Origin of the sequence: Acinetobacter sp. 2JN-4, assembly GCF_003687745.1 — a bacterium.
Taxonomy (GTDB): domain Bacteria; phylum Pseudomonadota; class Gammaproteobacteria; order Pseudomonadales; family Moraxellaceae; genus Acinetobacter; species Acinetobacter halotolerans.
In genome coordinates this window covers 1-24,526 of the sequence record NZ_RDNY01000010.1, presented here as the reverse complement: position 1 = coordinate 24,526, position 24,526 = coordinate 1, and the positions used below count along the sequence as shown (strand labels likewise).

The 24,526-nt window shown below is 40.0% G+C and carries 29 protein-coding genes; 15 read left to right on the top strand and 14 right to left on the bottom strand.

The annotated features are described in order from the left end of the window. The first annotated feature begins 134 nt into the window (after positions 1-134). Complete coding sequence (locus EAH57_RS13340; RefSeq protein ID WP_121930477.1) at positions 135-1,808, top strand: ATP-dependent nuclease; 1,674 nt, start codon at positions 135-137, stop codon at positions 1,806-1,808. An 88-nt stretch (positions 1,809-1,896) separates the two neighbouring features. Here EAH57_RS13340 and EAH57_RS13335 read toward each other — a convergent pair whose 3' ends face one another. The 3 genes from EAH57_RS13335 to orn form a co-directional block, all read right to left on the bottom strand. Continuing rightward, a complete protein-coding gene (locus EAH57_RS13335; protein WP_034595711.1) occupies positions 1,897-2,700 on the bottom strand; it encodes an enoyl-ACP reductase FabI in 804 nt (267 codons plus the stop codon). Positions 2,701-2,846: 146 nt separating this feature from the next. Then, a complete protein-coding gene (locus EAH57_RS13330; protein WP_005198644.1) occupies positions 2,847-3,575 on the bottom strand; it encodes a Bax inhibitor-1/YccA family membrane protein in 729 nt (242 codons plus the stop codon). 131 nt (positions 3,576-3,706) lie between these two features. Beyond that, positions 3,707-4,261, bottom strand: coding sequence for an oligoribonuclease (orn, locus tag EAH57_RS13325; protein ID WP_004672669.1), 555 nt, complete (start codon positions 4,259-4,261; stop codon positions 3,707-3,709). A gap of 124 nt (positions 4,262-4,385) precedes the next feature. On the opposite strand from orn, the gene rsgA reads away from it, so the two are divergent. The 4 genes from rsgA (at position 4,386) to secB (ending at position 6,715) form a co-directional block, all read left to right on the top strand. Beyond that, positions 4,386-5,444 carry a ribosome small subunit-dependent GTPase A gene (gene rsgA, locus EAH57_RS13320; RefSeq protein ID WP_121930476.1) on the top strand — a complete coding sequence of 353 codons (1,059 nt, stop codon included), beginning with the start codon at positions 4,386-4,388 and terminating at the stop codon, positions 5,442-5,444. Between the two features lie 94 nt (positions 5,445-5,538). Beyond that, complete coding sequence (locus tag EAH57_RS13315; protein WP_004672665.1) at positions 5,539-5,955, top strand: rhodanese-like domain-containing protein; 417 nt, start codon at positions 5,539-5,541, stop codon at positions 5,953-5,955. A gap of 11 nt (positions 5,956-5,966) precedes the next feature. Next, positions 5,967-6,224, top strand: a complete 258-nt coding sequence (grxC, locus tag EAH57_RS13310; RefSeq protein ID WP_121930475.1) for a glutaredoxin 3 — start codon at positions 5,967-5,969, stop codon at positions 6,222-6,224. Between the two features lie 32 nt (positions 6,225-6,256). Further along, positions 6,257-6,715 carry a protein-export chaperone SecB gene (secB, locus tag EAH57_RS13305; protein ID WP_004672663.1) on the top strand — a complete coding sequence of 153 codons (459 nt, stop codon included), beginning with the start codon at positions 6,257-6,259 and terminating at the stop codon, positions 6,713-6,715. A gap of 58 nt (positions 6,716-6,773) precedes the next feature. Here secB and EAH57_RS13300 read toward each other — a convergent pair whose 3' ends face one another. The 3 genes from EAH57_RS13300 to coaBC form a co-directional block, all read right to left on the bottom strand. Further along, positions 6,774-7,382 carry an alpha-ketoglutarate-dependent dioxygenase AlkB family protein gene (locus EAH57_RS13300; protein WP_005198651.1) on the bottom strand — a complete coding sequence of 203 codons (609 nt, stop codon included), beginning with the start codon at positions 7,380-7,382 and terminating at the stop codon, positions 6,774-6,776. Further along, complete coding sequence (locus EAH57_RS13295) at positions 7,369-8,208, bottom strand: methylated-DNA--[protein]-cysteine S-methyltransferase (RefSeq protein WP_121930474.1); 840 nt, start codon at positions 8,206-8,208, stop codon at positions 7,369-7,371. The genes EAH57_RS13300 and EAH57_RS13295 overlap by 14 nt, the downstream gene beginning before the upstream one ends. Before the next feature lie 82 nt (positions 8,209-8,290). Continuing rightward, positions 8,291-9,547: a bifunctional phosphopantothenoylcysteine decarboxylase/phosphopantothenate--cysteine ligase CoaBC gene (coaBC, locus tag EAH57_RS13290; protein WP_121930473.1), complete on the bottom strand. Its 1,257-nt coding sequence runs from the start codon at positions 9,545-9,547 to the stop codon at positions 8,291-8,293. A gap of 115 nt (positions 9,548-9,662) precedes the next feature. Between coaBC and radC the strand changes: the two genes are divergently transcribed. Beyond that, positions 9,663-10,397 (top strand): RadC family protein, encoded by a 735-nt coding sequence (radC, locus tag EAH57_RS13285; protein ID WP_004672658.1) that lies wholly within the window; start codon positions 9,663-9,665, stop codon positions 10,395-10,397. A 44-nt stretch (positions 10,398-10,441) separates the two neighbouring features. Further along, positions 10,442-11,353 carry a bestrophin family protein gene (locus EAH57_RS13280; RefSeq protein ID WP_004672657.1) on the top strand — a complete coding sequence of 304 codons (912 nt, stop codon included), beginning with the start codon at positions 10,442-10,444 and terminating at the stop codon, positions 11,351-11,353. A 70-nt stretch (positions 11,354-11,423) separates the two neighbouring features. Here EAH57_RS13280 and EAH57_RS13275 read toward each other — a convergent pair whose 3' ends face one another. After that, on the bottom strand, positions 11,424-12,470 hold the full coding sequence (locus EAH57_RS13275; protein ID WP_121930472.1) for an aldo/keto reductase: 1,047 nt from the start codon (positions 12,468-12,470) through the stop codon (positions 11,424-11,426). Positions 12,471-12,576: 106 nt separating this feature from the next. Here EAH57_RS13275 and EAH57_RS13270 point away from each other — a divergent pair, with 106 nt between their 5' ends. Continuing rightward, entirely contained in the window at positions 12,577-13,494 is a 918-nt protein-coding gene (locus EAH57_RS13270) for a LysR family transcriptional regulator (protein ID WP_121930471.1), read from the top strand. Positions 13,495-13,498: 4 nt separating this feature from the next. On the opposite strand, the gene EAH57_RS13265 is transcribed toward EAH57_RS13270, so the two are convergent. Then, the gene (locus EAH57_RS13265; protein WP_121930470.1) at positions 13,499-14,350 is read right to left on the bottom strand and encodes a PHP domain-containing protein; all 852 of its coding nucleotides are present in this window, start codon (positions 14,348-14,350) and stop codon (positions 13,499-13,501) included. Positions 14,351-14,395: 45 nt separating this feature from the next. On the opposite strand from EAH57_RS13265, the gene EAH57_RS13260 reads away from it, so the two are divergent. The 4 genes from EAH57_RS13260 to mnmC are packed head-to-tail and all read left to right on the top strand — an operon-like array spanning position 14,396 to position 17,668. Beyond that, a complete protein-coding gene (locus tag EAH57_RS13260) occupies positions 14,396-15,007 on the top strand; it encodes a septation protein IspZ (protein ID WP_004672652.1) in 612 nt (203 codons plus the stop codon). Between the two features lie 24 nt (positions 15,008-15,031). Continuing rightward, positions 15,032-15,334 (top strand): YciI family protein, encoded by a 303-nt coding sequence (locus tag EAH57_RS13255; RefSeq protein ID WP_121930469.1) that lies wholly within the window; start codon positions 15,032-15,034, stop codon positions 15,332-15,334. 3 nt (positions 15,335-15,337) lie between these two features. Then, a complete protein-coding gene (locus EAH57_RS13250) occupies positions 15,338-15,739 on the top strand; it encodes a hypothetical protein (RefSeq protein ID WP_004672649.1) in 402 nt (133 codons plus the stop codon). Between the two features lie 18 nt (positions 15,740-15,757). Beyond that, positions 15,758-17,668 carry an FAD-dependent 5-carboxymethylaminomethyl-2-thiouridine(34) oxidoreductase MnmC gene (gene mnmC, locus EAH57_RS13245; RefSeq protein WP_121930468.1) on the top strand — a complete coding sequence of 637 codons (1,911 nt, stop codon included), beginning with the start codon at positions 15,758-15,760 and terminating at the stop codon, positions 17,666-17,668. A gap of 91 nt (positions 17,669-17,759) precedes the next feature. On the opposite strand, the gene EAH57_RS13240 is transcribed toward mnmC, so the two are convergent. Continuing rightward, positions 17,760-18,074, bottom strand: coding sequence for a rhodanese-like domain-containing protein (locus tag EAH57_RS13240; protein ID WP_121930467.1), 315 nt, complete (start codon positions 18,072-18,074; stop codon positions 17,760-17,762). A 90-nt stretch (positions 18,075-18,164) separates the two neighbouring features. On the opposite strand from EAH57_RS13240, the gene EAH57_RS13235 reads away from it, so the two are divergent. Beyond that, positions 18,165-18,653: a YajQ family cyclic di-GMP-binding protein gene (locus EAH57_RS13235; protein ID WP_004672646.1), complete on the top strand. Its 489-nt coding sequence runs from the start codon at positions 18,165-18,167 to the stop codon at positions 18,651-18,653. 14 nt (positions 18,654-18,667) lie between these two features. After that, on the top strand, positions 18,668-19,162 hold the full coding sequence (locus EAH57_RS13230; protein WP_121930466.1) for a DUF4442 domain-containing protein: 495 nt from the start codon (positions 18,668-18,670) through the stop codon (positions 19,160-19,162). A gap of 60 nt (positions 19,163-19,222) precedes the next feature. On the opposite strand, the gene EAH57_RS13225 is transcribed toward EAH57_RS13230, so the two are convergent. The 4 genes from EAH57_RS13225 to EAH57_RS13210 all read right to left on the bottom strand — a co-directional run bounded on the left by EAH57_RS13225 (position 19,223) and on the right by EAH57_RS13210 (position 21,539). Beyond that, positions 19,223-19,702 carry a GAF domain-containing protein gene (locus EAH57_RS13225; protein WP_121930465.1) on the bottom strand — a complete coding sequence of 160 codons (480 nt, stop codon included), beginning with the start codon at positions 19,700-19,702 and terminating at the stop codon, positions 19,223-19,225. Between the two features lie 84 nt (positions 19,703-19,786). Beyond that, on the bottom strand, positions 19,787-20,203 hold the full coding sequence (locus EAH57_RS13220; protein WP_121930464.1) for an acyl-CoA thioesterase: 417 nt from the start codon (positions 20,201-20,203) through the stop codon (positions 19,787-19,789). Positions 20,204-20,213: 10 nt separating this feature from the next. Beyond that, a complete protein-coding gene (gene trxC, locus EAH57_RS13215; protein ID WP_121930463.1) occupies positions 20,214-20,642 on the bottom strand; it encodes a thioredoxin TrxC in 429 nt (142 codons plus the stop codon). After that, positions 20,643-21,539 carry an alpha/beta hydrolase gene (locus tag EAH57_RS13210; protein ID WP_121930462.1) on the bottom strand — a complete coding sequence of 299 codons (897 nt, stop codon included), beginning with the start codon at positions 21,537-21,539 and terminating at the stop codon, positions 20,643-20,645. A 123-nt stretch (positions 21,540-21,662) separates the two neighbouring features. Here EAH57_RS13210 and EAH57_RS13205 point away from each other — a divergent pair, with 123 nt between their 5' ends. Then, a complete protein-coding gene (locus EAH57_RS13205) occupies positions 21,663-21,998 on the top strand; it encodes a TIGR01244 family sulfur transferase (RefSeq protein WP_121930461.1) in 336 nt (111 codons plus the stop codon). A 75-nt stretch (positions 21,999-22,073) separates the two neighbouring features. Here EAH57_RS13205 and EAH57_RS13200 read toward each other — a convergent pair whose 3' ends face one another. Next, a complete protein-coding gene (locus EAH57_RS13200; protein ID WP_121930570.1) occupies positions 22,074-24,095 on the bottom strand; it encodes a hypothetical protein in 2,022 nt (673 codons plus the stop codon). Positions 24,096-24,526 lie beyond the last annotated feature (431 nt).

Below are 24,526 nucleotides of genomic sequence, written 5' to 3'. Positions count from 1 at the left end.
TAAATATAGCTGTTTTATATGTTGGTCTAAATAAGATAGAAAATCTAATTGGTTATTCTGTATTTTCATTCCTAATGAGTGACAGGTCTCATCGCATAATTATTAAGCCTAATAAAATAAACAAGGATATTCCCATGAAATTATCTGCATTACTGATCTCAAATTTTAAAGGCATTAAGGATGAAATTAAAATACTAATTGATAACATCGTCGTCTTAGTTGGTCCTAATAATAGTTGTAAGTCGACAATCTTAGATGCGTACGAAGCCTACGTTTCAATGGGAAACTCATTAAGTCTGGATCACTTTTATGGGCGAAATTCAAATATTCCAGTGATTATTACCGGTATATTTAATGATGTTACGCAGGATGACATTGCAAGTTTAGGTCAGGAGTGGTATCTGCAAGATGATCCTGAATTTGGTGAATGTGCCAAATTTCAAATTCGTTGGGAATCACCTGATGAAAATGGTGTTAAATATAGTTTTAGTAATAAGACCAATGACTGGAAGAGAGGCGGTGCAGGTGGATGGAATACTTTATTACAGAGTAGACTACCAACCCCTATAAGATTAAATCCAAATGATGGCTACGATGCTTTGGAAAAAGTTGTAAAGGACTTGGCATCAAAGAATGCTGCTCAAAAATTAAAAGACGATAAAAGTAAAGTTGCCAGTATTGTCGCAGAAATTGAAAAACTTGCGAAAGAAGTAGATGAAGAGCTTTCCGAGAGTATAGGGCAATTAAACAGTAAAATAGAATTAGAGTTAAATAAACTTTTTCAGGGTGCCACTGTCAGTTTTGAGACTGGTGTAGGTAAATTCAAAGCAGAAGATGCCATTAAAGATGGGAGTAAGTTTTTTATTAAAACTAGCAATCACCCCTCATCCTTGGAGCATCAAGGAACCGGATTAAAAAGGGCTTTTTTATGGTCAGCTGTAAATGCTTTATGTAGCGAAGGAATGTATAAAAAGGGCACAAAAACAATTCAAAATGAAACGCCAAAAGTACTATTAATTGATGAGCCTGAAATAAACCTCCACCCCTCAATAATAAGAGCCGCTAGAAAAGCAATTTATGCACTAGCAGACCTAGATGGATGGCAAGTTATCTGTACAACTCACTCACCAGTATTCATCGATCTTACACAAGATCACACGACACTGATTAAAGTTTCTAATAACCAACAAGGTGTTTTTTACTTTCAAACAGATAAAGCGCATTTTGATAATGATGAAAGAGACAATCTAAAGATGCTCAATCGTTGCTGCCCGACGGTTAATGAATTCTTTTTTTACCCTAACGCTATATTGGTTGAAGGTGATACCGAGTACTTAGCTTATCAGTACATAATAGAGAAAAGTGGAATGGAGGGAAGTTATTGTGTTATCAATTGTCGAGGAAAAGCCAATATCCCAACGTTCATTAAGATATTTAACCAATTCAATGCAAACGCCATTGCGGTTCATGATTTAGATACAAAACTCAGGAAAGATGGAACTACTAACTCTATGTGGACAATTAATATAAATATTAGGAAATTAGCTGATGCAACAAATGGACGAGTTAAAACAGTTGTTCATAACCCAGATTTTGAAGGTTTCTACCTCAACGAAGCACCAACTAAAGATAAGCCCTATAACCTTTTCACTCATTTAACATCAGCAGATTTTGAAGCGAACATAAGATATAAAGAGTTAAGAGAATCCTTGAATTCAATTATTGATGGAACTCATAAGGGCTTATACAGCACATCGGCGGAGCTAGATGATATGGTCTGTGAAGACAGAATAAAAATTGACAACTAATAATTAAATATAGTTTTAAAACTCACAAACTCTAAAAAAACAAAGCCGCTATTAAAGCGGCTTTATCAAATAAATTAGATTAATCTAATTATTCATCATCCATCATTGACTGGCTCATACCTACAGTATTGAAACCACCATCAACATACATGATTTCACCAGTAATACCCGAAGCCCACGGTGAGCAAAGGAATAATGCAGCATTGCCCACTTCTTCAATGGTCACATTACGTTTTAAAGGTGCAATCTTTTCATTCGCATCGAGCATTTTACGGAAAGACTTAATACCAGATGCCGCCAAAGTACGGATTGGACCAGCAGAAATTGCATTCACACGAATACCATCAGCACCCAAGCTAGATGCTAGATAACGAACACCTGCTTCTAAAGATGCTTTCGCCATACCCATCACGTTGTAATTCGGCATCACACGCTCAGAACCTTGATAAGTTAAGGTCAATAAGCAACCTTGACGCGCTTGTAATAATGGCTTTGCTGCACGAGCCATCGCAACAAAGCTATAAGCACTGATGTCATGCGCAATTTTAAAACCGTCACGGTCTGTCACGTCTGTAAAATCACCATCTAATGTATGTGCTGGTGCGAAACCAATTGAATGCACTACACCATCCAAACCATCCCAATGTTTTGCTAACTCAATAAAGGTATTGTCAATTTCTGCGTCAACAGCAACATCACAAGGGAAAACCAAGTCTGAACCAAATTGTGCGGCAAAATCATCAACACGTTTTTTCAGCTTATCATTTGGATAAGTAAACGCCAGCTCTGCACCTTCACGGTGTAAAGCTGCCGCAATGCCATAAGCAATCGACAACTTACTTGCAACACCTGCGATTAAAAAACGCTTACCAGTTAAAAGTCCTTGTGACATCTTATTCTCACTCGAAAAATTTTCACCCATAATGCCAATATTCAGCATTTTCCGAAATTGCATAATGCATCTTTTTTACAATCTTGCATAAAAAAACGCCCTCAATTGAAGGCGTTTGGTATTTTTACTGACTTAATACAGGCTCATTACTTTTGGATCAGGCTCAATAAACGCATAAATGAGTAATACATCCAGACCAAAGTCGCCAATAACGCAATACCACACACCCACTCAAATGTTTTAGGTGCGCCCTGCGCCGTGGCACGTTCAATCAAATCAAAATCCAAGATCAGGTTCAACGATGCAATCACCGCGACAAAAGCCGCAAAACCAATGCCTAACCAATTACTTTCAAACAGATAAGGAATGCTAGAACCCAATGCCAAACTTAAAAAGATCTGCACCACAAAAACCAAAGCAATCGCAATCGAAGCTGAAATCACAACTGCTTTAAACTTCTCAGTTGCACGAATCACTTGGAACTTATACAAGGCAAATAATACCAATGTGGTGACAAAGGTCGCCAGTAATGCTTGTAACGGTACACCTGGAAATTTCACTTGGAAAATGAAAGAAACACCACCTAAAAATGCGCCTTCAAATAAAGCAAAGGGAATCGCCAATACAGGTGCAGTATTCGGTTTAAAAGTTGTGATCAACCCAAGAATAAGGCTGCCAACAATCCCTACGATGGTTGCAGCATAAGCAATTGAAAAATTAGCAGTGAAGGCACAATATAAAAACAGTCCGATCCCAAGCGTTGCTGCGATCACAGTTAACAGGACTGATTTCTGAATAGCCCCTTGGATCGTCATCGGCTCGGCCAAATCACTATAGGTTTCAACTCGGGTCAAAATAGGATTATCGCTTTGCATGTCTGCTCTCTTTTTATAGTTAACGAAAATAAAATGTGAGTTTAAGCGATTTTAGCATCGCCCCCAAATATTTTTTTACGTTCGATAAAAAAAGAGGCTTTCGCCCCTTTATTTAAATTCTTCGAGAAAGCTTATTTATTCATAATAAAAAAGTATTCACGATAATATTTCAATTCTGCAATCGAATCACGAATATCATCCATCGCTAGATGTGATGCATTTTTCTTTAAACCACTCATAATTTCAGGTCTCCAGCGTTTAGCCAGTTCTTTCACTGAAGAGACATCTAAATTACGATAATGGAAAAATTGTTCCAACTCTGGCATTAAACGGTGTAGGAAACGGCGATCTTGGCAAATAGAATTACCGCACATCGGTGAAGTCTTTGCATTAACCCATTTCATTAAAAATTCTAAGGTTTGCTGCTCCGCATCCTCAGCAGTCAGTTTACTGCGACGCACACGTTCAATCAGCCCCGATTGACCATGCTGTTTGGTATTCCACTCATCCATTGCGTTGAGCAAGCGATCTGATTGATGGATCGCTAACACAGGGCCTTCAGCCAAAATATTTAAATGATCATCTGTAATAATTGTTGCAATTTCAATAATCTGGTCATTATCCGTATCTAAACCCGTCATTTCGAGGTCAATCCAGATTAATCGTGTATCAGGGGTGCTGCTCATGGATAATATTTCTAATAGGTGTGAAAAACATCAATAGTAGCAAATTAATGCGAACTTGACTGTAACTCTCTCATCACTTCATGCTATTTTTGCGGTCTTATACATGTGGATTTTTGGGATATGAATGGCTTTAATTCGTAAGCGTCGTTTAACTGACCAGCAGCAACGTCGTATTGAAAAACAACACAAATCGCGTCAAGACGACATTGATACGTCGCAAGACCTTGATGGATTGGTTGTTCAACATTATGGTCGTCAACTCGAAGTACAAGCTTTATCTGTGCCTGAACAGCACCCAGAATCCCCACAAGTGAACGCAGGTGAGCCTGCACCATTTTGGAAATCGATTGAACTGGATAGTGTGTGGCGCTGCCATACTCGTACCAACCTCGAATTATTGGTCACAGGTGATCGTGTAAAGTGGCAAGCGGATCCCAATACAGGCCTTGGTATTATCACGGCGATCTATCCAAGACAGTCATTATTGACACGTCCAGATCGTTATCACAAAGTAAAACCCGTTGCTGCCAATATCAGCCTGATTGTGATTGTATTTTCACCGTTACCAGAACCTGCGCCAACACTGATTGATCGCTATCTCGTGGCTTGTGCCGATGCCAATATTCCCGCCTTATTGGTGCTAAACAAATCCGACTTACTCAAAGAAAATGATCCGATTCTGACCCTGTTAAGTGAATATGAGACTTTGGGCTATGAAACGCTTATCTGCCACTCATATGGTGATTTATCTGCGCTTTCAGCTCGCATAGACAATGAAACGGTCGCTTTCGTTGGGCAGTCAGGTGTCGGCAAAAGCTCACTGATTAATACCATCGTTCCTGACGCTGCGCAAAAAACCAATATCATTTCTGAAAACTCTGCACTGGGACAACATACCACCACTTCAACCCGTTTGATTAAATTTGGAACAAACGGCGCATTGATCGACTCACCGGGAATTCGTGAGTTTGGGCTGTGGCATTTAAGCTTAGAAAAAGTACGTACGGGTTTTCCTGAGATTGAGGCACATTTAGGACTTTGCCAGTTCCGTAATTGCACCCATACTCATGAGAAAAATTGTGCTTTGAAACAAGCAGTTGTTGCAGGGGAAATTTTACCGCGTCGTTTAGACAGTTATTTACGACTGTTGGATGAGATTCAAGAAGCACAGCAAAAAAATTAGCATAAATTCAAATGAGCCCTTGAACTAAAATTTTTGATCACCATACAGATAAGTTATACTCAGTGGCAGTTTTGATTTTAACTTTAGGTGACTTGTGGAACGTTGGTTTGAGTTTATGGGGAATCACCCCTTCTTATTTGGTACGCTTGCGGTACTCATCGTATTGTTCTTTGTTTTAGAAGGACAACGCAATGGTCGTAAAATTTCACCTCAATCTCTCGGTATTTTGGTCAAAGCGAAAAATGCGATCTTGATCGACTTACGTGATGCGAAAGATTTCCGTGAAGGCCACATCAGTGGTAGCCGTAACATTTCATATAGCCAGATCACAAGCCACCTTGATGAACTCAAAGCAAGTGACCGTCCATTGGTTTTTATATGTAACTTAGGACAAGTGGCCGGCACTGCATTACAAAAAGTGGGGCATGCTGACAGCTACCGCTTAGACGGCGGCATTAGCAACTGGAAAGCTCAAGGCTTACCTTTAGTCAAAAGTAAAACCAAAGCTTAAGGAGAGATGAAATGACATCCAATGTCACTATTTATTCAACACTTTCTTGCCCATATTGCGTACGCGCCAAACAATTGCTTGAGCGCAAAGGTGTTGCTTATAAAGAAATTAATCTTTCTAATGAAGCACCTGAGGTTCGTATTGAGTTAATGCAACGTACCAATCACCGTACAGTGCCTCAAATTTTTATCAACGACCAGTTTATTGGCGGTTTTGATCAACTTTATGCCTTAGAGCGTGAAGGAAAACTCGATCCATTATTGGCTTAATTAACAACAGTTCCATAATTTAAGGAAAAACGATGAGCGAAGAACAAGTTCAACCACAACTCGCGTTAGAACGTATTTACACAAAAGATATTTCATTTGAAGTTCCTGGTGCACACGTCTTCACCAAACAATGGCAACCAGAACTGAATATCAACTTATCTTCTGCCGCAGAAAAAATTGATCCAACACACTATGAAGTGTCTTTAAAAGTTGTGGTTCAAGCAAATAACGAAAATGAAACTGCGTTCATCGTTGATATTACTCAATCAGGTATCTTCTTGATTGATGGTGTAGAAGAAGATCGTCTTCCATACATCTTAGGTGCTTACTGCCCAAATATCCTATTCCCGTTCTTACGTGAATCAGTGAATGATTTAGTGACGAAAGGTAGCTTCCCACAATTGCTACTTACGCCAATCAACTTTGATGCTGAGTTTGAAGCAAATATGCAACGCCTACAAACTGAAGGTGCTGCACAAGGTCAAGCATAATCGTTATAACGATTGCTTCGATATAAAAAAGGACTGATTTTTCAGTCCTTTTTTAATGTTAGTTAATAATCGTTCTAAAGGTCAGATTGACGCGTGCCGTACTCACTTTTTTGGTCGGCGGCAAACGATGCCACCAATAATGTTGCGTGGTATCTTTCATGACCAACAGACTACCATGCTCTAAATACAACTCTACTTTTTCCTTAGTCTGCTTATGTTTAAAAGCGAACTTTCTTTCTGCACCAAAGCTTAACGATGCAATCGCACCTTCTTTTTTAAGATCTGTTTCCGCATCGCTGTGCCATGCCATTCCCTCTTCACCTGTATGGTAAAGATTGAGTAGACAAGAATTGAATGTTTCACCTGTTAATTGTTCGACTAATGCTTTTAGTTCAATCAGCTCAGATGTCCAAGGCAAAGCATATTTGTTGATATTGGAATAAGTATATTCAAACGCTTGATCGCCGTACCACGCTACTTTTCTTTTGGTGGTGATCTGCCGACCAAAAATGATGGCCTGATCATTTTGCCATGCGATGTTGTGCATCAGCTTTTCAAAATAATCATCCGCACTCAAACCTTCAACAACTTTGCCATAATACTGTACCGTGCCATCATAAGGTAAATGGTTATGATTGGGATCAGCTTCGATATCAAACAGTTGCATGCGCTCTCACTCCCTCCCAACCAATCATTGCCATTTTTCGGGTTGCTCCCCATTCATAGCCACCAAACGCTCCAGTGGACTGAATCACCCGATGACAAGGAATCAAAAAAGCCACAGGATTATTGCCGATTGCGGTACCCACTGCTCGCGCTGCTTTGGGATGTTCAATCGCTTTGGCCAATTCGCCATAAGTGGAAAGTTGCCCCATTGGGATTTTGAGCAAACTTTGCCAAACTTTCAATTGGAAGTCTGTGCCTTTCAAATGCAATTTAATATCAGCCAATCGACGCTGATCTTTTTGAAAAAGAACTAAAGCACTTTGCTGAAACTGATCAGCTTGCTGTTTAAAAATGGCTTGGGGAAATTGAGATTTTAATTGTTCTAGCGCATCGGCTTGATGTTGCACAAAGGTGAGCGCACAAATCCCTTTATGCGTTGAGGCGATCAGCACCTCGCCAAAAAGTGTCTCTGCAAACTGATAATGGATGCTTAAGTTCTGCCCTCCATGTTTATATTCGGCTGGTGTCATACCTTCGATTTGAATAAAGAGATCATGCAACCGACTGGTGCTGGAAAGCCCTGTTGCAAAAGTTGCATCAAAGATACTGCCCTGTTGCTTTAAAATATTTTTGGCATATTCCACACTGATATATTGCAGAAACTTTTTCGGACTGGTTCCCACCCATTCACTGAATAAACGCTGAAAATGGGCTGGGCTTAGATGAATATGAGCCGCGACTTCATCAAGTTGCGGCTGTTGCTGGAAGTTTTGCTGTATATAGGCAATCGCTTGAGCAATACGATCATAATTCCGTTGCTGTTGCATCTGTCTGCCCTCTTATTGCTATTTCTCCACATTAACAAGCTTGCAGTAAGAAGAAAATCCGAAAGATGCTAACAATGATAAATTACAAACGGCGACGTAATGCATCGGCAATCGATTCAACCAATTGCTGCGAAATTTCCTGTTTAGAGGCTTTCTCTAATTCACGTTTTTTCATGTGATAAGACTGAGCAAAGAATACCGTCATGGCATTTTCATCAGAAGCAAAACCAATATCAGGACGAGAGACGTCATTACACGCAATCATATCCAGCTTCTTCGCAACCAATTTACCCGCAGCATATTCTTCAACATTTTGCGTTTCGGCCGCAAAGCCGACCATAAATGGACGTTCTTGCTGCTGCGCGATGGTCGCCACAATATCTGGATTTTTCACTAAGGCAACCGCAAGTTCATCGCCTGCTTTCTTAATTTTATGTTCTGCCACTTGCGCCACACGATAGTCAGCAACGGCAGCGGTAGCGATAAAAATGTCACACCCGTCTTTCAGTTGATTCATACTGACATCTAACATTTGCATAGCAGAACTGACATTAATTCGTTGCACACCATTGGGGGTATCTAAACTCACAGGACCTGCGACCAAGGTGACTTTCGCACCTGCTGCATAGCAAGCGGCTGCGAGCGCAAAGCCCATTTTACCTGTGCTGTGGTTTGAAATATAACGGACAGGATCAATTGCTTCACGGGTTGGACCTGCCGTAATCGTGACGCGTTTGCCAGCCAATAAACCAAATTTCTCTGCGATCGCACGTTGTGCTTTATGAAAGTAAGCTGCAACTTGACGGGCTAAATCTTCCGGCTCAGGCATACGCCCCAAACCAACATCACCACACGCTTGCTCACCTACGTCAGGCATAATCACATGCACCCCATCTTCAACCAAGGTTTGCAAATTACGCTGAGTCGCTTTTGCAGCCCACATTTGTTGATTCATGGCTGGTGCAACCCAAACAGGCGCTTTGGTGGCTAAATACAAGGTACTGAGCAGATCATCGGCCAAACCATTGGCAAACTTGGCAATACTGTCACAGCTTGCAGGTGCAACTAAAATCAAATCAGCCCAACGCGCCAACTCGATATGTCCCATACCAGCTTCGGCCTCTGGATTTAACAATTCAGTATGAACTGGATTTCCAGAAAGTGCTTGGAAGGTCAAAGGCGTAATAAAAGCTTGTGCGCCATGTGTCATGACCACGCGGACATCAAAACCAAAGTCTTTTAAACGACGTACTAAAATGGCACTTTTATAGGCTGCAATGCCACCCGTGACCGCTAATATAATGTTTTTGTGGGGAATAACACTTAGATCGAAGCTCACAAACAGGATACCTTACTGTTGCAGTGGCGCTCACAATAGCATTAAATACGACCAGACCCAAGTGATGGGTTTTTAAAAAAGTCATAAACACAATAAAATCAAAGTGAACTGAACAATGAATCAATCGATTAAACAGTCCATCAAAGCATGGCCTGAACAAGAACGACCAAGAGAACGCTTATTACTTCAAGGGGCACAGAGTTTATCCGATGCAGAACTGTTGGCCATTTTTCTGCGCTCAGGCTCGAAGCAACATTCTGCAGTCGAATTATCTCGTATTTTGATACAACATTTTGGCGGCTTAAACCCAATTTTTGATGCTTCACTTGAAGACTTATCCCAGTTTAATGGCATCGCCTCAACCAAATATGCACAGCTTATGGCAGTCAAAGAGCTTGGACGGCGTTATCTGAATAATCATTTTCATCAACAAAGACTTTGTTTAGATCACTCAAACCTGGTACTTGATTATTTACGTTATGAACTGCAAGGTGAAAAACAGGAAGTATTTGCGGTGCTGTGTTTAGATGCGGAGTTAAGAAAATTACATTTCAAAAAATTATTTTTTGGCTCGCAACATTCATGTAGTGTTTCATTGAATCAAACCTTACGTTATGCCTTACAACAGCAAGCATGCCAAATCGTGGTTGCCCATAATCATCCCTATGGTATCGCTCAACCTTCTCAAGAAGATATTTACCTGACACAGCAACTCAAGCAAGCGTGTAAATTACTTGAAATTAACCTCATTGATCACTTTATTATTGCATCAGATGGCTATTTTTCATTTTCTGAACAACAACTACTCAACCCTATTAAAATCAAACAATCTCGTCTTGACAAAGGCTGAAGCAAGCCTGAACATCAACAGATAAAATTAATGATCCAAATAACATGATTGTTCGTGACCAGCCGAGTATTTTTAAAGTTTTATTCTCATGGCGTGGGACGATTTTACCCAAAATTTTACCTTCTCTCGGATTTGTTATGCTCATCTCTGCCATCATTGGCGGCATTGAATATATACAATTATTTCGTTTCCCCGAGATTCCTTTAGTTGGCTTCACCTTGATCGGTGTTGTGCTTTCCATTTTCTTAGGCTTTAAGAACAGCGCCTGTTATGAGCGTTGGTGGGAAGCACGTAAACTATGGGGTGTTCTGATTGCCACAGCACGACATTTTGATCGCGATTGTCGCGTTTTAACCCAAGCCCGACGTGAACGAGTCATTCAAAATGTAATTGTATTTGCGAATGTCCTACGTGACCGCTTACGCCACCAAACTGCAAATCCAACAGAATTGACTGAGACCAGCGGCTTAAGCCAACAAGCGCTTACACAGCTTTATCAACAACATAATGCACCTCAATACACGCTGAGCCTGATTCAGTGGGAGCTTTTACAAGCACTTAAAGATGGTGAAATCTCAGATATTATTTACACGCAAATGAACCAGCATGTTGTCGCGTTAAGTGAAATGCAAACAGGCTGTGATCGTATTGCCAATACCCCGATTCCTTTTGCATATTCAGTACTGCTCAATCGTACAGTGTATTTCTTCTGTGTGATGTTACCCTTTAGCTTAGGTTCTTTACTGGGGCTGGTAACGCCACTTTTGGTTGGCATTTTGGCTTATACCTTTTTAGGCTTAGATGCATTGAGTAGCGAAATCGAAGAGCCTTTTGGCACGCAAAGTAACGATCTACCGCTTGATGCCATGGTTCGAAACATAGAAATTGAGTTACTCGGTACACTGGGTCGACCGACACCTCCACCGATTCAGGCACATGATCATAATTTATTATAAAAAATAAATCGCCCCCTTCGCGAAGATGCAATGGGGGCTACATTCTAATCCTGAACTCAGTCATGCTCTACTAAATAAAATGGGATGAAACCAAAGATTTAAAGCGCTCAGTAAATTGTCCATTCCAATAAGGATAATACGGATAAGGTGGATAAATAGCACTCACCTGATCGAGTCTATCCATCTGTTCCTGCGTCAATTGAATATCTTTAGCTTTTAAATTATCTCGTAGCTGTGTTTCATTTCGAGCACCTATCAGTACACTGGACACCGTTGGGCGTTGCAATAACCAATTTAATGCAATCTGTGGAATCGAATGGCCTGTTTCATCTGCGATTTCCCTTAATACATCAATCACACTATAGAGCAGCGCTTCATTCACTGGGGGAGCAAACTGCGCCGTATCATGCAAACGACTCTCAGCAGGAATCGGATGCTCCCGATCAAATTTACCCGTTAGACGTCCCCAACCTAAAGGACTCCAAACCACAGCTCCAATGTGTTGGTCATCATTTAAAGGCATCAGTTCCCACTCATAATCACGCCCAACTAATGAATAATAGACCTGATTTACCACAAATTTTTCATAACCATATTGTTCAGCAATCGCTTGAGCTTTCATGAGTTGCCAACCAGAGAAATTTGACACTCCGATATAACGCACCTTACCACTCCGCACCAGTTCATCGAGGGTTTTCATCAATTGGTGTAAGGAGGTAAAGCTATCAAACTGATGCAGTTGCAATACATCAATATAATCTGTTCCTAATCGCGTCAATGATTGTTCCACTGCATGTTGCAAATAATTTCGGCTAAAACCTGCATCATTGAGTTGATCGGTACTTCGAATTCCCACCTTGGTTGAAATAATATTATGTTTTCGCTCTGAGGTGAGTGCCCGACCCAACATTCGCTCAGACTCACCATCAGAATAAACATCCGCAGTATCAAAGTAGTTAATACCAGCATCTAGACAAAGTCGGATCATGCTATTGGCTTCTACCTGATCGGCTTGTCCCCACGCTGAAAAAATCTGACCTTTCCCACCTAATGTTCCTGCACCAAATCCAAGTTCGGATACCTTTAAACCCGAATTTCCTAAGAAATGATATTTCATCCTACGCCTCTCTCATCAAATTTTATTCGCTTGAGATCACAATAGCGCTATGAGATTTTTTAAAAAACCACGATAATCAAGAAATACTTTTCTGGTTTTATTAATAATGAATACAGAAGATTTCCAATTTTTTATTCGAGTTGCTGATTTAGGTTCAATCAGCAGAGCTGCTCAAGAAGCCAATATTTCTGTTTCTGTGGCCAGTCAGCGAATTCAACGATTAGAACAAAATCTACAACTCCGTTTATTGCATCGTACCACTCGTAAACTGAGTCTGACCGAAGAAGGAAAAACCATGCTTGAACATGGCCGACTTTGGCTTCATGAGTTTTCAAGCCTACAGGCTTCACTAAAAGTTCAAGACAAATGCCTCTCTGGTACGCTTAGAATCACGACCTCTGCCACATTTGGCACAAAAATTCTAATGGCAGTGATCACTGAATTTTCATTATTACATCCTGAACTGAAAATCCACTTAGATTTGAATGACCAAAATATTGATCTGATTCAATATGGGATGGATTTAGCAATACGCATTGGAAAATTAAAAAGTTCAACATTGATTGCCAAAGCACTGACATCAAATCCTCGTTTACTCTGTGCGTCACCCGCATATTTAGAAAAATATGGTCGGCCACAGACGTTGTCAGATCTCAAATTACATCGTTGTATTTTGCAACAACATGAACATGGCTTAACTGATCATTGGAATTTCATAACAAAAATGGGAGAGCTGCAACAAATCCAAGTGGCTGGTTATTTCACAACGAATTCAGGTGAAGGCGTTCGACAAGCATCTTTATCTGGCTTAGGCATATCCAATCATTCGATTTGGCATGTCAGTGATGACTTAAAAGCAGAAAAACTTGTTCAAGTTCTCGCTCAGTACCCAGTTGAACCCACTTCGATTTATGCTGTTTTTCCGAATAGAAATTTAATCCCACCCAAAGTTCAATTATTTTTAGAATACTTACTGGACTATTTTCAGAACCATTACCCATCATATAAGCACAATTTGCTTTAAAAATTTATCTAAAACTTTCCCAAATGCCCCTCTGCCCTTCATTTACTTTCGGCGTGTGTCCAAGCTTGACCCAAGGCATATTGTCACCATGAAAATCACTGCCAATAGAAACACCTAAACCAAACTGTTGAATCATTCGATCCACCATTTGCCGAGTAGAAAGTGGCTCGCTATGTGAGGGTAATTCAACTGCATCGCCGCCAAATCCAGCAAACAATTCGATCAAATAGCGAATATTGGTCGCTGATAAATCATAGCGTGTCGGATGTGCCAGAACGGCAAAGCCTTGGCTGGCATGAATCACCTCAATGGTTTCTTTTAAACCCACCCCATCAAATTTCACAAAAGCCTTCTTGCCTTCTTTTAGAAAACGATCAAATGCTTGCTGTGGGCGACTCACGATATTCTTTTCGACCAGTGTTTTTGCAATATGGGTTCGAGTCACTCGATCCGCATGACCATCTACTTTGGCGACCACATCTGGGTAAATATCAAAATTGATACATTTCTCTAATAAACAACAGATCGCCTTTGCTCGCTCAGCGCGTATTTTTTTCTGCTTCTCGAGCATGATCTTTATCGGTGTTTCGTCTTGCATATTTAACGCAACAATATGTACACCATAACTCTTTTTGGTATTTTCTCTCGCCCATTGACTAGAAACTTCAACACCCGAAACAATCTGAATATCATGGTCTTGAGCATACATTCGAGCCTGCGCCAAGCCATCCATGGTGTCATGATCGGTTAAAGCCAAAGTATGAATTTTTACATCCACGGCAGCCTGCACCAGTTGCTCTGGAGACAAAGTACCATCTGAGATAAGGCTATGGGTATGTAAATCGACACCGATCATGGTTTGTATTATGCTATCTGACCTATTTCATTGCCGTACTGTAACATGAAAGCGTTGCTCGACTATCTTCCGATTATTATCTTCTTTTATTTTTATAAAACTACCGACCCGAAAGATAATCATCACCCATTATTAGAGTTAGTGGGTAGTGCTGGAAATACGGATCAAAATCATATTCTTGTTGCAACCTGTGCCTTACTCATTTCCACACTGGTGGTTTACGGCTGTTTGTTCATTTTCCAAAAATTTAAACTGGAAAAGATGCAATGGTTTATCGTGGTCATGTCGGTTATTTTTGGTGGGATCACCTTGGTTTTCAGCGACGTCACCTATATCAAAATGAAAGCGGTCATTATCAATGTCGGTATCGGCATTGGCTTTTTGGTTACGCCATTATTTAATAAAGAACGAATGCCAATTATTCAAAAAATGCTCGGTTCAGTATTAGAGTTAAACAAAAAAGAATGGATACGCTTGAACTGGGCGTGGTGTGGTCAGTTCTTTTTATTGGCGGCTTTGCATTTCTTCTTTGGTTTTATGTTCTTACAAGGAAAATATTGGGGAGAATTCACCGCTTTTGGCGATATTATCGTGTCGCTCAGTTACCTTGCTGTTATACTCTTTTGCTTAAGAAAACGTTTTAAAACCACAGACTAAATTCTGAATCATTGAGCAACTGCTATGCCCTATTTTGTACTAACTTGTACTGATCGTGAAGGTACTTTGGAGAAACGTCTAGCGACTCGTCCACAACATGTAGCACGTCTACAGAAACTGGATGATGAAGGGCGTTTAATTGCCGCTGGTGCGCACCCCAAAGACCCTGATGACCTACAAGCTGGTTTTATTGGCAGCACCATCATTGTCGAGTTTGATAGTCGAGAAGCACTTGATGCGTGGATTGAAGAAGAACCTTTTTTAAAAGAAGGGATTTACGCCAAGATTGATGTAAAACCTTTTAACAAAGCGTTTCCAAAAGGGTAAACCATGCGTATTGCATTCCAAAGCTTATTTGCTCTTTGTTTACTCACTTCTAGTGTTTGGGCTGTTGAATCATCAACGGTTCAAACCACTGCAAGCGCAGTAACCAAACCGTTGACAGCAGAACAAATTGCCAAAGCCAAACAGCAACAAGAAGCAAAAAATAAGGCGCTCATTCAAGATCAAGCCAGTCGTTTAAAGCAACTTGAAAATGCCAATCTTGAAGCACTGACTCAAAACCAAGAATTACAGTTAAAAAATGACAGTTTAATTGTGCAAGTCCAAGTATTGCAAAGTGAACGTAGTGCACAAATGTTCCTCTACGGTGCGATGACCATTGCGGTCGGTGTCATTCTTGGCTTTTTTATCGCAAGTTATGTTTATACTAAACGCCGTCGTCAGTGGTAAACCGCAACACACTTATTTATGTCTGAGTCATCAAAACTACAAACAGCCGCATTAGACTGGGAACTCATCGATGGTATTGAAGTTCCCATTTCTAAACAATTTGGCGATGTCTACTTTTCCAAAGACAATGGCTTATTAGAAACACGCCATGTCTTTTTAAATGGCAATGATCTCACTGAGCGTCTTTCCCACCTCAACGATTATCAATATTTTTGCGTTGGCGAAACAGGCTTTGGTACAGGCTTAAATATTTTAGCGTTATGGCAACTTTGGCGACAAGTTCGTCCTGATAACCACAGCCATTTACATGCCATCAGCGTAGAAAAGTTTCCGCTTAGCAAAGCCGATCTCATCCGTGCCCTTAACGTTTGGACTGAGCTACAACCGCTGGCCGAAAAACTATTAGAACAATACCCTTTACCAATTGCTGGCTGTCATCGTCTTGATTTTCCTGAAGAGCGCTTTAGTCTCGATTTGTGGCTAGGCGATGCACAAGATATTTTTCCAAGTATTCCTAAAACCCAAGCTGTAAATGCTTGGTTTCTGGATGGCTTTGCCCCTTCGTGTAATCCAGATATGTGGCAAGAAAATGTACTCAATCATATTGTTCGTTTATCTGACTTGGGTACAACCTTTGCATCATTTAGCGTTGCAGGTGTACTGAAACGTGGACTCAAACAGCATGGTATTCAAATCAGTCGCCCACGTGGTTTTGGTCATAAACGAGAAATGCTTAAAGCCATTTGGCTTGATGCTGCTGCACCACCTGAAATAGCATCGCGAAATGCCGAAGAAAATGTGGTAACGCAACAACAGCCGGAATCCAAAACAATAACAAAGCAGCGAAACATCGCCATCATTGGCGCAGGGATCGCGGGTTTAAGTAGTGCATGGGCATTTGCTCAACGCGGGCATCAAGTCACGATCTACGAGCAAAATGAGCCACTCTCAGGGGCATCAGGCAACCCTCTGGCATTACTCAACCCAAAGCTATGTCCAATTGAACAAGCGCATGATCACTTGATGACTTTGAGCTGGCAACATGCTTTAATTTTTTATCCACGTTTTAAAGCGTTTAGACCGATTCAGGTTCAACAAATTGCTTTAAAAAATCCAGATGAGCTTTTAGGATTGGTTGAACAATACCCTGATCATGTTTTATCTGCTCACTGTTCGAATCAGATCAAACCTGAAACAGCGTTTTCCAGTTTAAAGTTACGACAAGCAGGCGCAGTTTCCCCGCATCAACTTCGTGATGAGATTTTGCAACATCCCAATATCACGGTAAAAAAAGCCAAGATCTCAGATTTAAAGCAAGTAGAAAAGCAAACTGAGCTATGGCAAGATCAAGAACGACTTACAACGGCTGATCATGTGATTGTCTGTTGTGCCAAGCAAAGTGCAGAACTGTTTAAAAACTATCCGATACTGAAACCGATTCGTGGACAAGTCAGTTGGGTAAATAACAGCAATCAACCGCTTCCGCTTGATCAAGCTTACAGCTATGGGGGTTATTGTATGCAGCTTGATGCAACTCAACTGATCTTAGGCGCTTCATTTTATCCAAATCGAGACGATACCGAAGTATTACCAGAAGACCATGTGCATAACCATGAACTTATCCACAGTGTCTTTCCCGAATACGCGCAACAGCTCCCATCGACAGACTCATGGCAAGGTCGAGCATCTGTGCGCGCACAAAGCTTAGATTACTTCCCTTTAGTCGGCAAAATGCAAAATACAAATGAGTGCTATACCTTTGCAGGTTTAGGTTCTAAAGGTTTCTTGTTTGCGCCGCTGTGCAGTGAAGTATTAGCTGCATTGGTTTTAGGTGAGCTTTGTCCAATTCCACAAAGCTTATTAGATAAACTCAATCCTCAACGTTTCCAAAAGAAAGTTAAAGTAAAAAAACCTTATTATTCTGGCTAAACCATCGTTTTAAGAAAAATTATTTTAATCAGATTCTTATTTTTTTAAATTTGCCAAAATACCGAAGTATTTTGGCAAATTTTCTTAGCGATTAAGCACCTTGCTCTAAAGCTAAGCCTGCATCACGTGCTGCACGTGTGCCACCCATCAAGACAACATATTCACGAGAACCATCAATACCTTCTAAAAGTTCTGCTGCTCGAGGTGCTTTACTGCCACCCCCGCATAGAATATAAATCGGCTGATCCGCTGCAACCTGAGTCAAACTATCCGCAGATAATTCAGCAATTGGGCGATTTACTGCCCCTTTGACATGAGCCTCTGTATACGCTTTGGTATCTCGGACATCCCAAATGACAGCGTCTTTTGGGAACTCAAATGTTGTAATTTCTTGTTTACGGATCATTGCGCACTCCTTTGATGTAAACAACACTTGGCAAATGAAGAAAACCCCCTTAGCATCTCAAATATTCTTTCCCTTTGTAAAGGTCTAACTATGCCTTCTTTTGATATTGTTTCTGAATTAGAGTTATTTGAAGTCAATCATGCCGTACAAAACACTCAAAAAGAGATTGCGACACGTTTTGACTTCCGCGGACAGGATGTTTCTATTGAGCTAAATGAAAAAAATAAGGAAATCAAAATCTCAACTGAAAGTGATTTCCAATGTGAACAAGTGTATAGCATGCTCGAAAACCATTTTTATAAACGCAAGATTGACGTACAAGCATTAGATCCTCAAAAAGCCACGGCATCTGGTAAAAATGTGGTTCAAGTCGTCAAGCTTAAAGATGGACTTGACTCAGATACCGCAAAAAAAATTAATAAAGCCATTAAAGAAAGCGGCATCAAAGCGCAATCTTCTATCCAAGGCGACAAAATTCGTGTCACGGATAAAAAACGCGATACTTTGCAACAAGTCATGAACTTTTTACGTGAACAACAATTTGGTCTGCCACTCCAATTTAATAATTTCAAAGACTAAGCAATAGGTTCACTATGGCAAAAGATAACCGTCTTTATACGCTGGTTAAGACCACGTCTAAGTTTCCTAAAGGCATCCGTAGCACATTATGGAGCAAAGCTTTTGGTCGCGTTGTTCCAATGGTGGGGACAGCCAATATCCGCTATTTAGAAGTGGATAAAGACCATGTGACTGTGCGTATTGAAAACCAACGTAATATGCAAAACCATATTAAAGGTGTTCATGCCGCAGCAATGGCACTATTGGCTGAAACAGCAACGGGGTTTTTAACTGGTCTACATATTCCAGATAGTCGCATTTTGTTGATCAAATCTTTACATGTCGATTATTTAAAAGTTGCTCAGGGTGGCTTAACAGCGACAGCAACATTATCAGCCGATCAACAAAAGTTTATTGCTGAAAATGAAAAAGGCGAGTTATTGATTCCTGTCAATGTCATTGATGATGCTGGCAATCAACCAATCCAATGTCAAATGCTTTGGGCTTGGCTGCCAAAACGCAAAAAATAATTTTTTGAATGATAAAATAAAGCCCAAATGATTTGGGCTTTATTTTTGCAGTGTCCTGCCCTAAATGAACTTTTCAATGATTAAAATTAGCTGCTGAAGATACGCCGCATCGACGTCATCAAATTGATCCAGTTCATCACTATCAATATCTAAAACCCCGAGACACACACCATTTTTCATAATCGGCAATACAATCTCAGACTTAGAAGCCGAACTACATGCGATATGTCCAGGGAATTGATCTACATCGGACACAATCATCACTTGCTGTTGTTGCCATGCGGTTCCACAGACACCACGGCCTTTTGCAATACGTGTACAAGCAATCGGCCCTTGAAAGGGTCCTAACACCAATTCATCGTCTTTCACAAGATAAAAGCCAATCCATAGCCAATCAAATTGCTGTTTTAATGCTGCACAAATATTCGAGAGATTGGCGATCACATCAGATTCACCCTCAACAATTGCTTGAATCTGCGGCATTAGATTTTGATATTGTTCAGCTTTAGGACCTTGTTGCAAAACGAGATCTTCAGCCATGATCTACACTCCAAATGCCAATATGAAATAAAACAAAAAGGATAGAGCATACATAATCAAGCTCATATCCGTTTGCGTTATATTTTACAAGTTCGCTAAATAAGCTTGTTTAACCTCATCAGCGATCACACGTTTATTGCCATTCACATCAACAGCAACAAATGTAAAGACCCCTTCCGTAATTCGCACAGGGTCACGAGAGTCATCGTGACTATTCCAAACTTCAATTTGTACCTGCACTGAACTATTTCCGATTTTCAGAATTTTGGTGTAGCAGCTAATTACATTTCCGACTTTGACTGGAACCAAAAAAGTCATCTGATTAATCGCGATCGTGGCACAACGACCTTTACTCAGACGTTCAACATGAATCGCACCCGCTAAATCCATTTGGGAGACAATCCATCCGCCAAAAACATCACCACTCCAGTTGGTATCTGCTGGCATCGCAATATTTTGCAGTGATAAAATACCTTCTGGATGATTCAAGCGTTCCGTCATAATTATTCTCTTAATGTTGCTGTAATTGCTGATCTAACCATTGCTGTAATTCAGGTGTACGCAATGCACCGCTGATTCTTGCTAACTCGGTGGTTTTATTCATCAAGACCAAGGTCGGAATACTTCGGACATTAAATGCAGCACTTAAGCGTGGATTTGCCTCAGTATCAATCTTCGCAAAGATCACATATGGATTCTGCTTAGCAACTTGAGCAAAATGTGGCGCCATCATCTTACATGGACCACACCACTCAGCCCATAAATCAATCAAAACCGGTAAATCGGTATTACTAATAAAGTGACTAAAATTTTGTTCATTTAATTCAATTGGGGATAGAGGTAACAATGCCTGATGACATTGGCCACAATTGGGGTGAACAGCTAATTTTTCTTCAGGAACACGATTTTTTGCACCACAAGATGCACAGACGATCATCATTTACATCACTCCAATATGTTGATGTAAAAATTCTAATTGGGTTGTAACGGCTTTTTCAAACCAAGCACCGTGATAAACATCAAAATGCTTCATATCCCACTCATGATAGCTCACAAAAGGAGCAATATTGGTTGCGGCTTCACGACTCGACTCAATCGGAATCAATGTATCATGCTTCGCTGCAATAAATAAAACAGGAATATTAATCTTACGTACGAACTGAATTGGGCGATAACGCATCAAATTGAAAAATACCCGTGCTGGGACTTCACCACTCCAGTAATAGTCAGGATTTATAATCGAATGATAACCATAATAACTATCCGATGTCGGTAAGAAACACAGTCTATATTGATCAACAACAGGTAGAGTCTTAGGTACCAACCCCATCTTAGACCCCATGTAGTCCTGACTGGAACGCTTTAAAGCCTCAGGGTAGCGCTGAAGTGGGTAATGCTTGGCCGTCTCTGCACCATCCACATAGGGCACCTGTACCATCACTGCTTGGATGTTTTTGAGATCACTTGCCAAACTCAGTGCATAACCACCACTCAAGGATGTTCCCCAAAGAATAATCCGTCGGCTATCGATCAACTTACAGTTAGATGCATGTTGAATCATGGTTTTCCAATCATCTAATTGAGCAGTTAAGGAAACCAATTCTCGTGGTTTTCCCGTACTCCCCCCCCAAAAACGATAGTCGAATAGAATGACGGCATAACCCGCTTGAGCAAAACGTTGTGCATATTGCACTAATTTAAATTGACGCAATCCTGCAAAGCCATGTGCCATTAAAATTACAGCAGGTTTAATATTTGTCTTAGGAAGATAAAAATCAGCAGCGATCGTTTCATCACCACTTGGAACATACAACGGCTCAACAGTGTAGGTGTGCATGCGCGCTCCATTACGTTATCTTTTTTAGGTTCATCGTTTATTTACTATAGACATTTAAACTCAACATTAAGCTTAATGCTATGATAGAGCATAAAATGTTTTGTTTGTTTTTGGAGTGACAAGATGTCAGAGAATATTGGTTTTGCAGGTCAAATCGGGCCAGAGCACGTCGAGCAAGTGGTTGAGAAAGGTTTCAAATCTATTATTAATAATCGCCCTGATATGGAAGGCGGTCCTGAACAACCGACGAGTGCTCAAATCGAGGAGTCTGCACGTAATGCGGGGCTAGATTATGTCTATCAACCTGTCGTTGCAGGTCAAATTAGCGAATTAGATGTTCGTACTTTTGCAAATCACTACAACGAACTACCAAAACCTATTTTAATGTTTTGTCGAACTGGTAATCGCTCAAACAATTTATACCAATTAGCGAAACAAATGGATTTGTTGGATGATTGACATCTAAAATCAATAAATAAACTTAAAAAAAACCAGCTTAATTATTCTTAAGCTGGTTTAAACTAGAATAATACTTTATTTAATTTCTAAGAAAATAGTTTGAGATTTACCTCCAGGAACATTCGTTGCTATTTTCACATCATCTCCTGCTGCACATTTTAACAAGCGAACCGTATAACTAACAACTTCATTGCCAACACTGCCGAATGTATTTGGCGTAAATAATGGCATTGTATTTGGTACTGGTAAAGAACCACTAATAATGTCAGCTTCACATGAACTATTATTTTCAGTGTTATCTTTTACAGTAACGGATACTCCTGTTCCTGATGGCATTGGTACAGTTTTTTGAGTATTACCGAAAATCTGAAACTTAAAACTTCCATTTCCAGATAAAATTCGTCCAGTATCTTGTTCAATACCACTACCCCAAACATAGGTAGGTGTATCATGAGAAAAAGCAAACAAAAGCTGCTGACGTAAAATGGCACTCAAACCATTATTACAAGTGTTTGGAACATTAGGTTGTGAAATTGATGAAGCTGCACAAGCTAAAGCACCTGATGCTTTCGTATAAATAAACTCACCCACATTATGAATATTATCTTCATTATCATCGCGGAAGAGACTACCAATATTATGGGTTAGTTGGTCAACACCTTCTGTGTATAGCTGATCGCCATTGACATCAATATAATCTTTATCGCCTTCCACATAGGCTAATACGGTAACACGATTGTTTAAAGGTCTAGGATTTTGAGTAATTAATCTAACCGAACACTCTCCTCTAACTGAAGCACAACTCGGTTCAATTCGCCCACCTTCTGAAACAAAGCTAATTACCGTACCATCTGGTACTGGATTACCCAGACGATCCGCCATACGGGCTACAATTGTCGAAACATCACCATCAATATCTGTTCGTAAAGCTTGCTTTGTTAATGACAGACTTAACCCATTTTGAGTAACTCGCCCACTTGAAACAGAAACATCTTTAGATCGAACAAAAACATTTTTATCAGATACTAACGTTGCTTGAATCTCTACTGGACCAGGGATATTGCCTGGGTACAAATTCACACGTACTTTGCCTGAAGAATCACTTTTTACAATTTTAGAAGCGCGATTCCCTAATGACACGAATTCTAAATCTATTGGGGCATCAATGATTTTAAGTTCAACTTCTTTATCTTTTGCAGGAGAACCATTTGCATAAAGCGTAAATTCAATTTGTCCAGATGCAGCAGAGCCACTACTCTTAATACCCAGATTAACAGGACTAGTCGTTGTATAAACTAATGAGTCAGGCTTAATTTGCGCAATCTGTACAGGTATTTCTAAACGTAGGATATTCTGTCCACTAACACCAATTGTTTGCGAGCTTTCACAAAGTTCACCATTAGCTGCAATCGCTTTATAAGAAGTCACAATATTCCCTTGATTAGAAGAAACTACTGTAGCTGGTTCAAATGTACCGCAAGTTGCATCAAAAGTTACACTTACATTATTCTGTGGTGAAAGGGTCGTAGCATTTAGTGATCTCAAAGTAACATTCGTTGTACCACCAACCTCCAGATTATTTTCTGCTACTTGTAACTCACTTAAAATAATATTTGCGGCTTGTAAAGAAAAGTTTTTTGGCGATGCCGCTACTGTAAGACCATTGTAATCAGCAGACGCTGAAATTTGATAAGCACCCGTTATATTAATATTTTCTGGACGAACAGAAATAATTGCATATCCATCTGCATTTGTTAAAACAGCACCATTTGAACTACCTAGTATCACGCCTCCAGTTGCAGAAAAAGTGACTAAAGCACCTGAAATACCATTGTTTGATTGATCTGATACTTTTACTTTTGCAATCACACCTTCACTTGTTATTGCCACTGTTGGAATATTATTCTGATCTAATAACTCAAGTGAACCAATATTAACTGCTTTTACCTCTTCGCCTGTACCAGGATTAGTCGGGTTAGTAGAAGAATCACCTCCTTGGTTATTATAGTACCCTTTACTACCACCACCACCACAGCTTGCAAGTAAAATTGCCATACTGATCACAGACAACTTGAGTGTAAGTTGTTTTTTGTTCATCATCATTCCTTTACATCCCCAATCAAAGCCCATTATGGAATAAGATTTTTTCCATTATAAAAATATGCCTAATGTAACCATACTATTAATTTTCTGTAAATATGCTTTATTAATGAGTAAAAAAAATTAAAGAGAAATAGATCAAGCTTTAGATTAAAATTGATAATTGTAGATTAATTTTTTCTTTTTTTTCAGACATACAATAAATTAAATAGATTCAAAAAAGTTTTATCTATAGATAGATTAATCTAGGTAAAATACAATCAATCACCGTTCCAAATAACCGCTTATTAGCTCACGTTGCCCGGATGATATTCCTGAGTTTAATGCAGCAGTTTTAAGAGAACTCAATCTTTAATTTATATTTCTCTCTTTCCCCGCCAATAAAAACACCCCAACCTCTTACGAGACTGGGGTGTTTAGAATTTAAA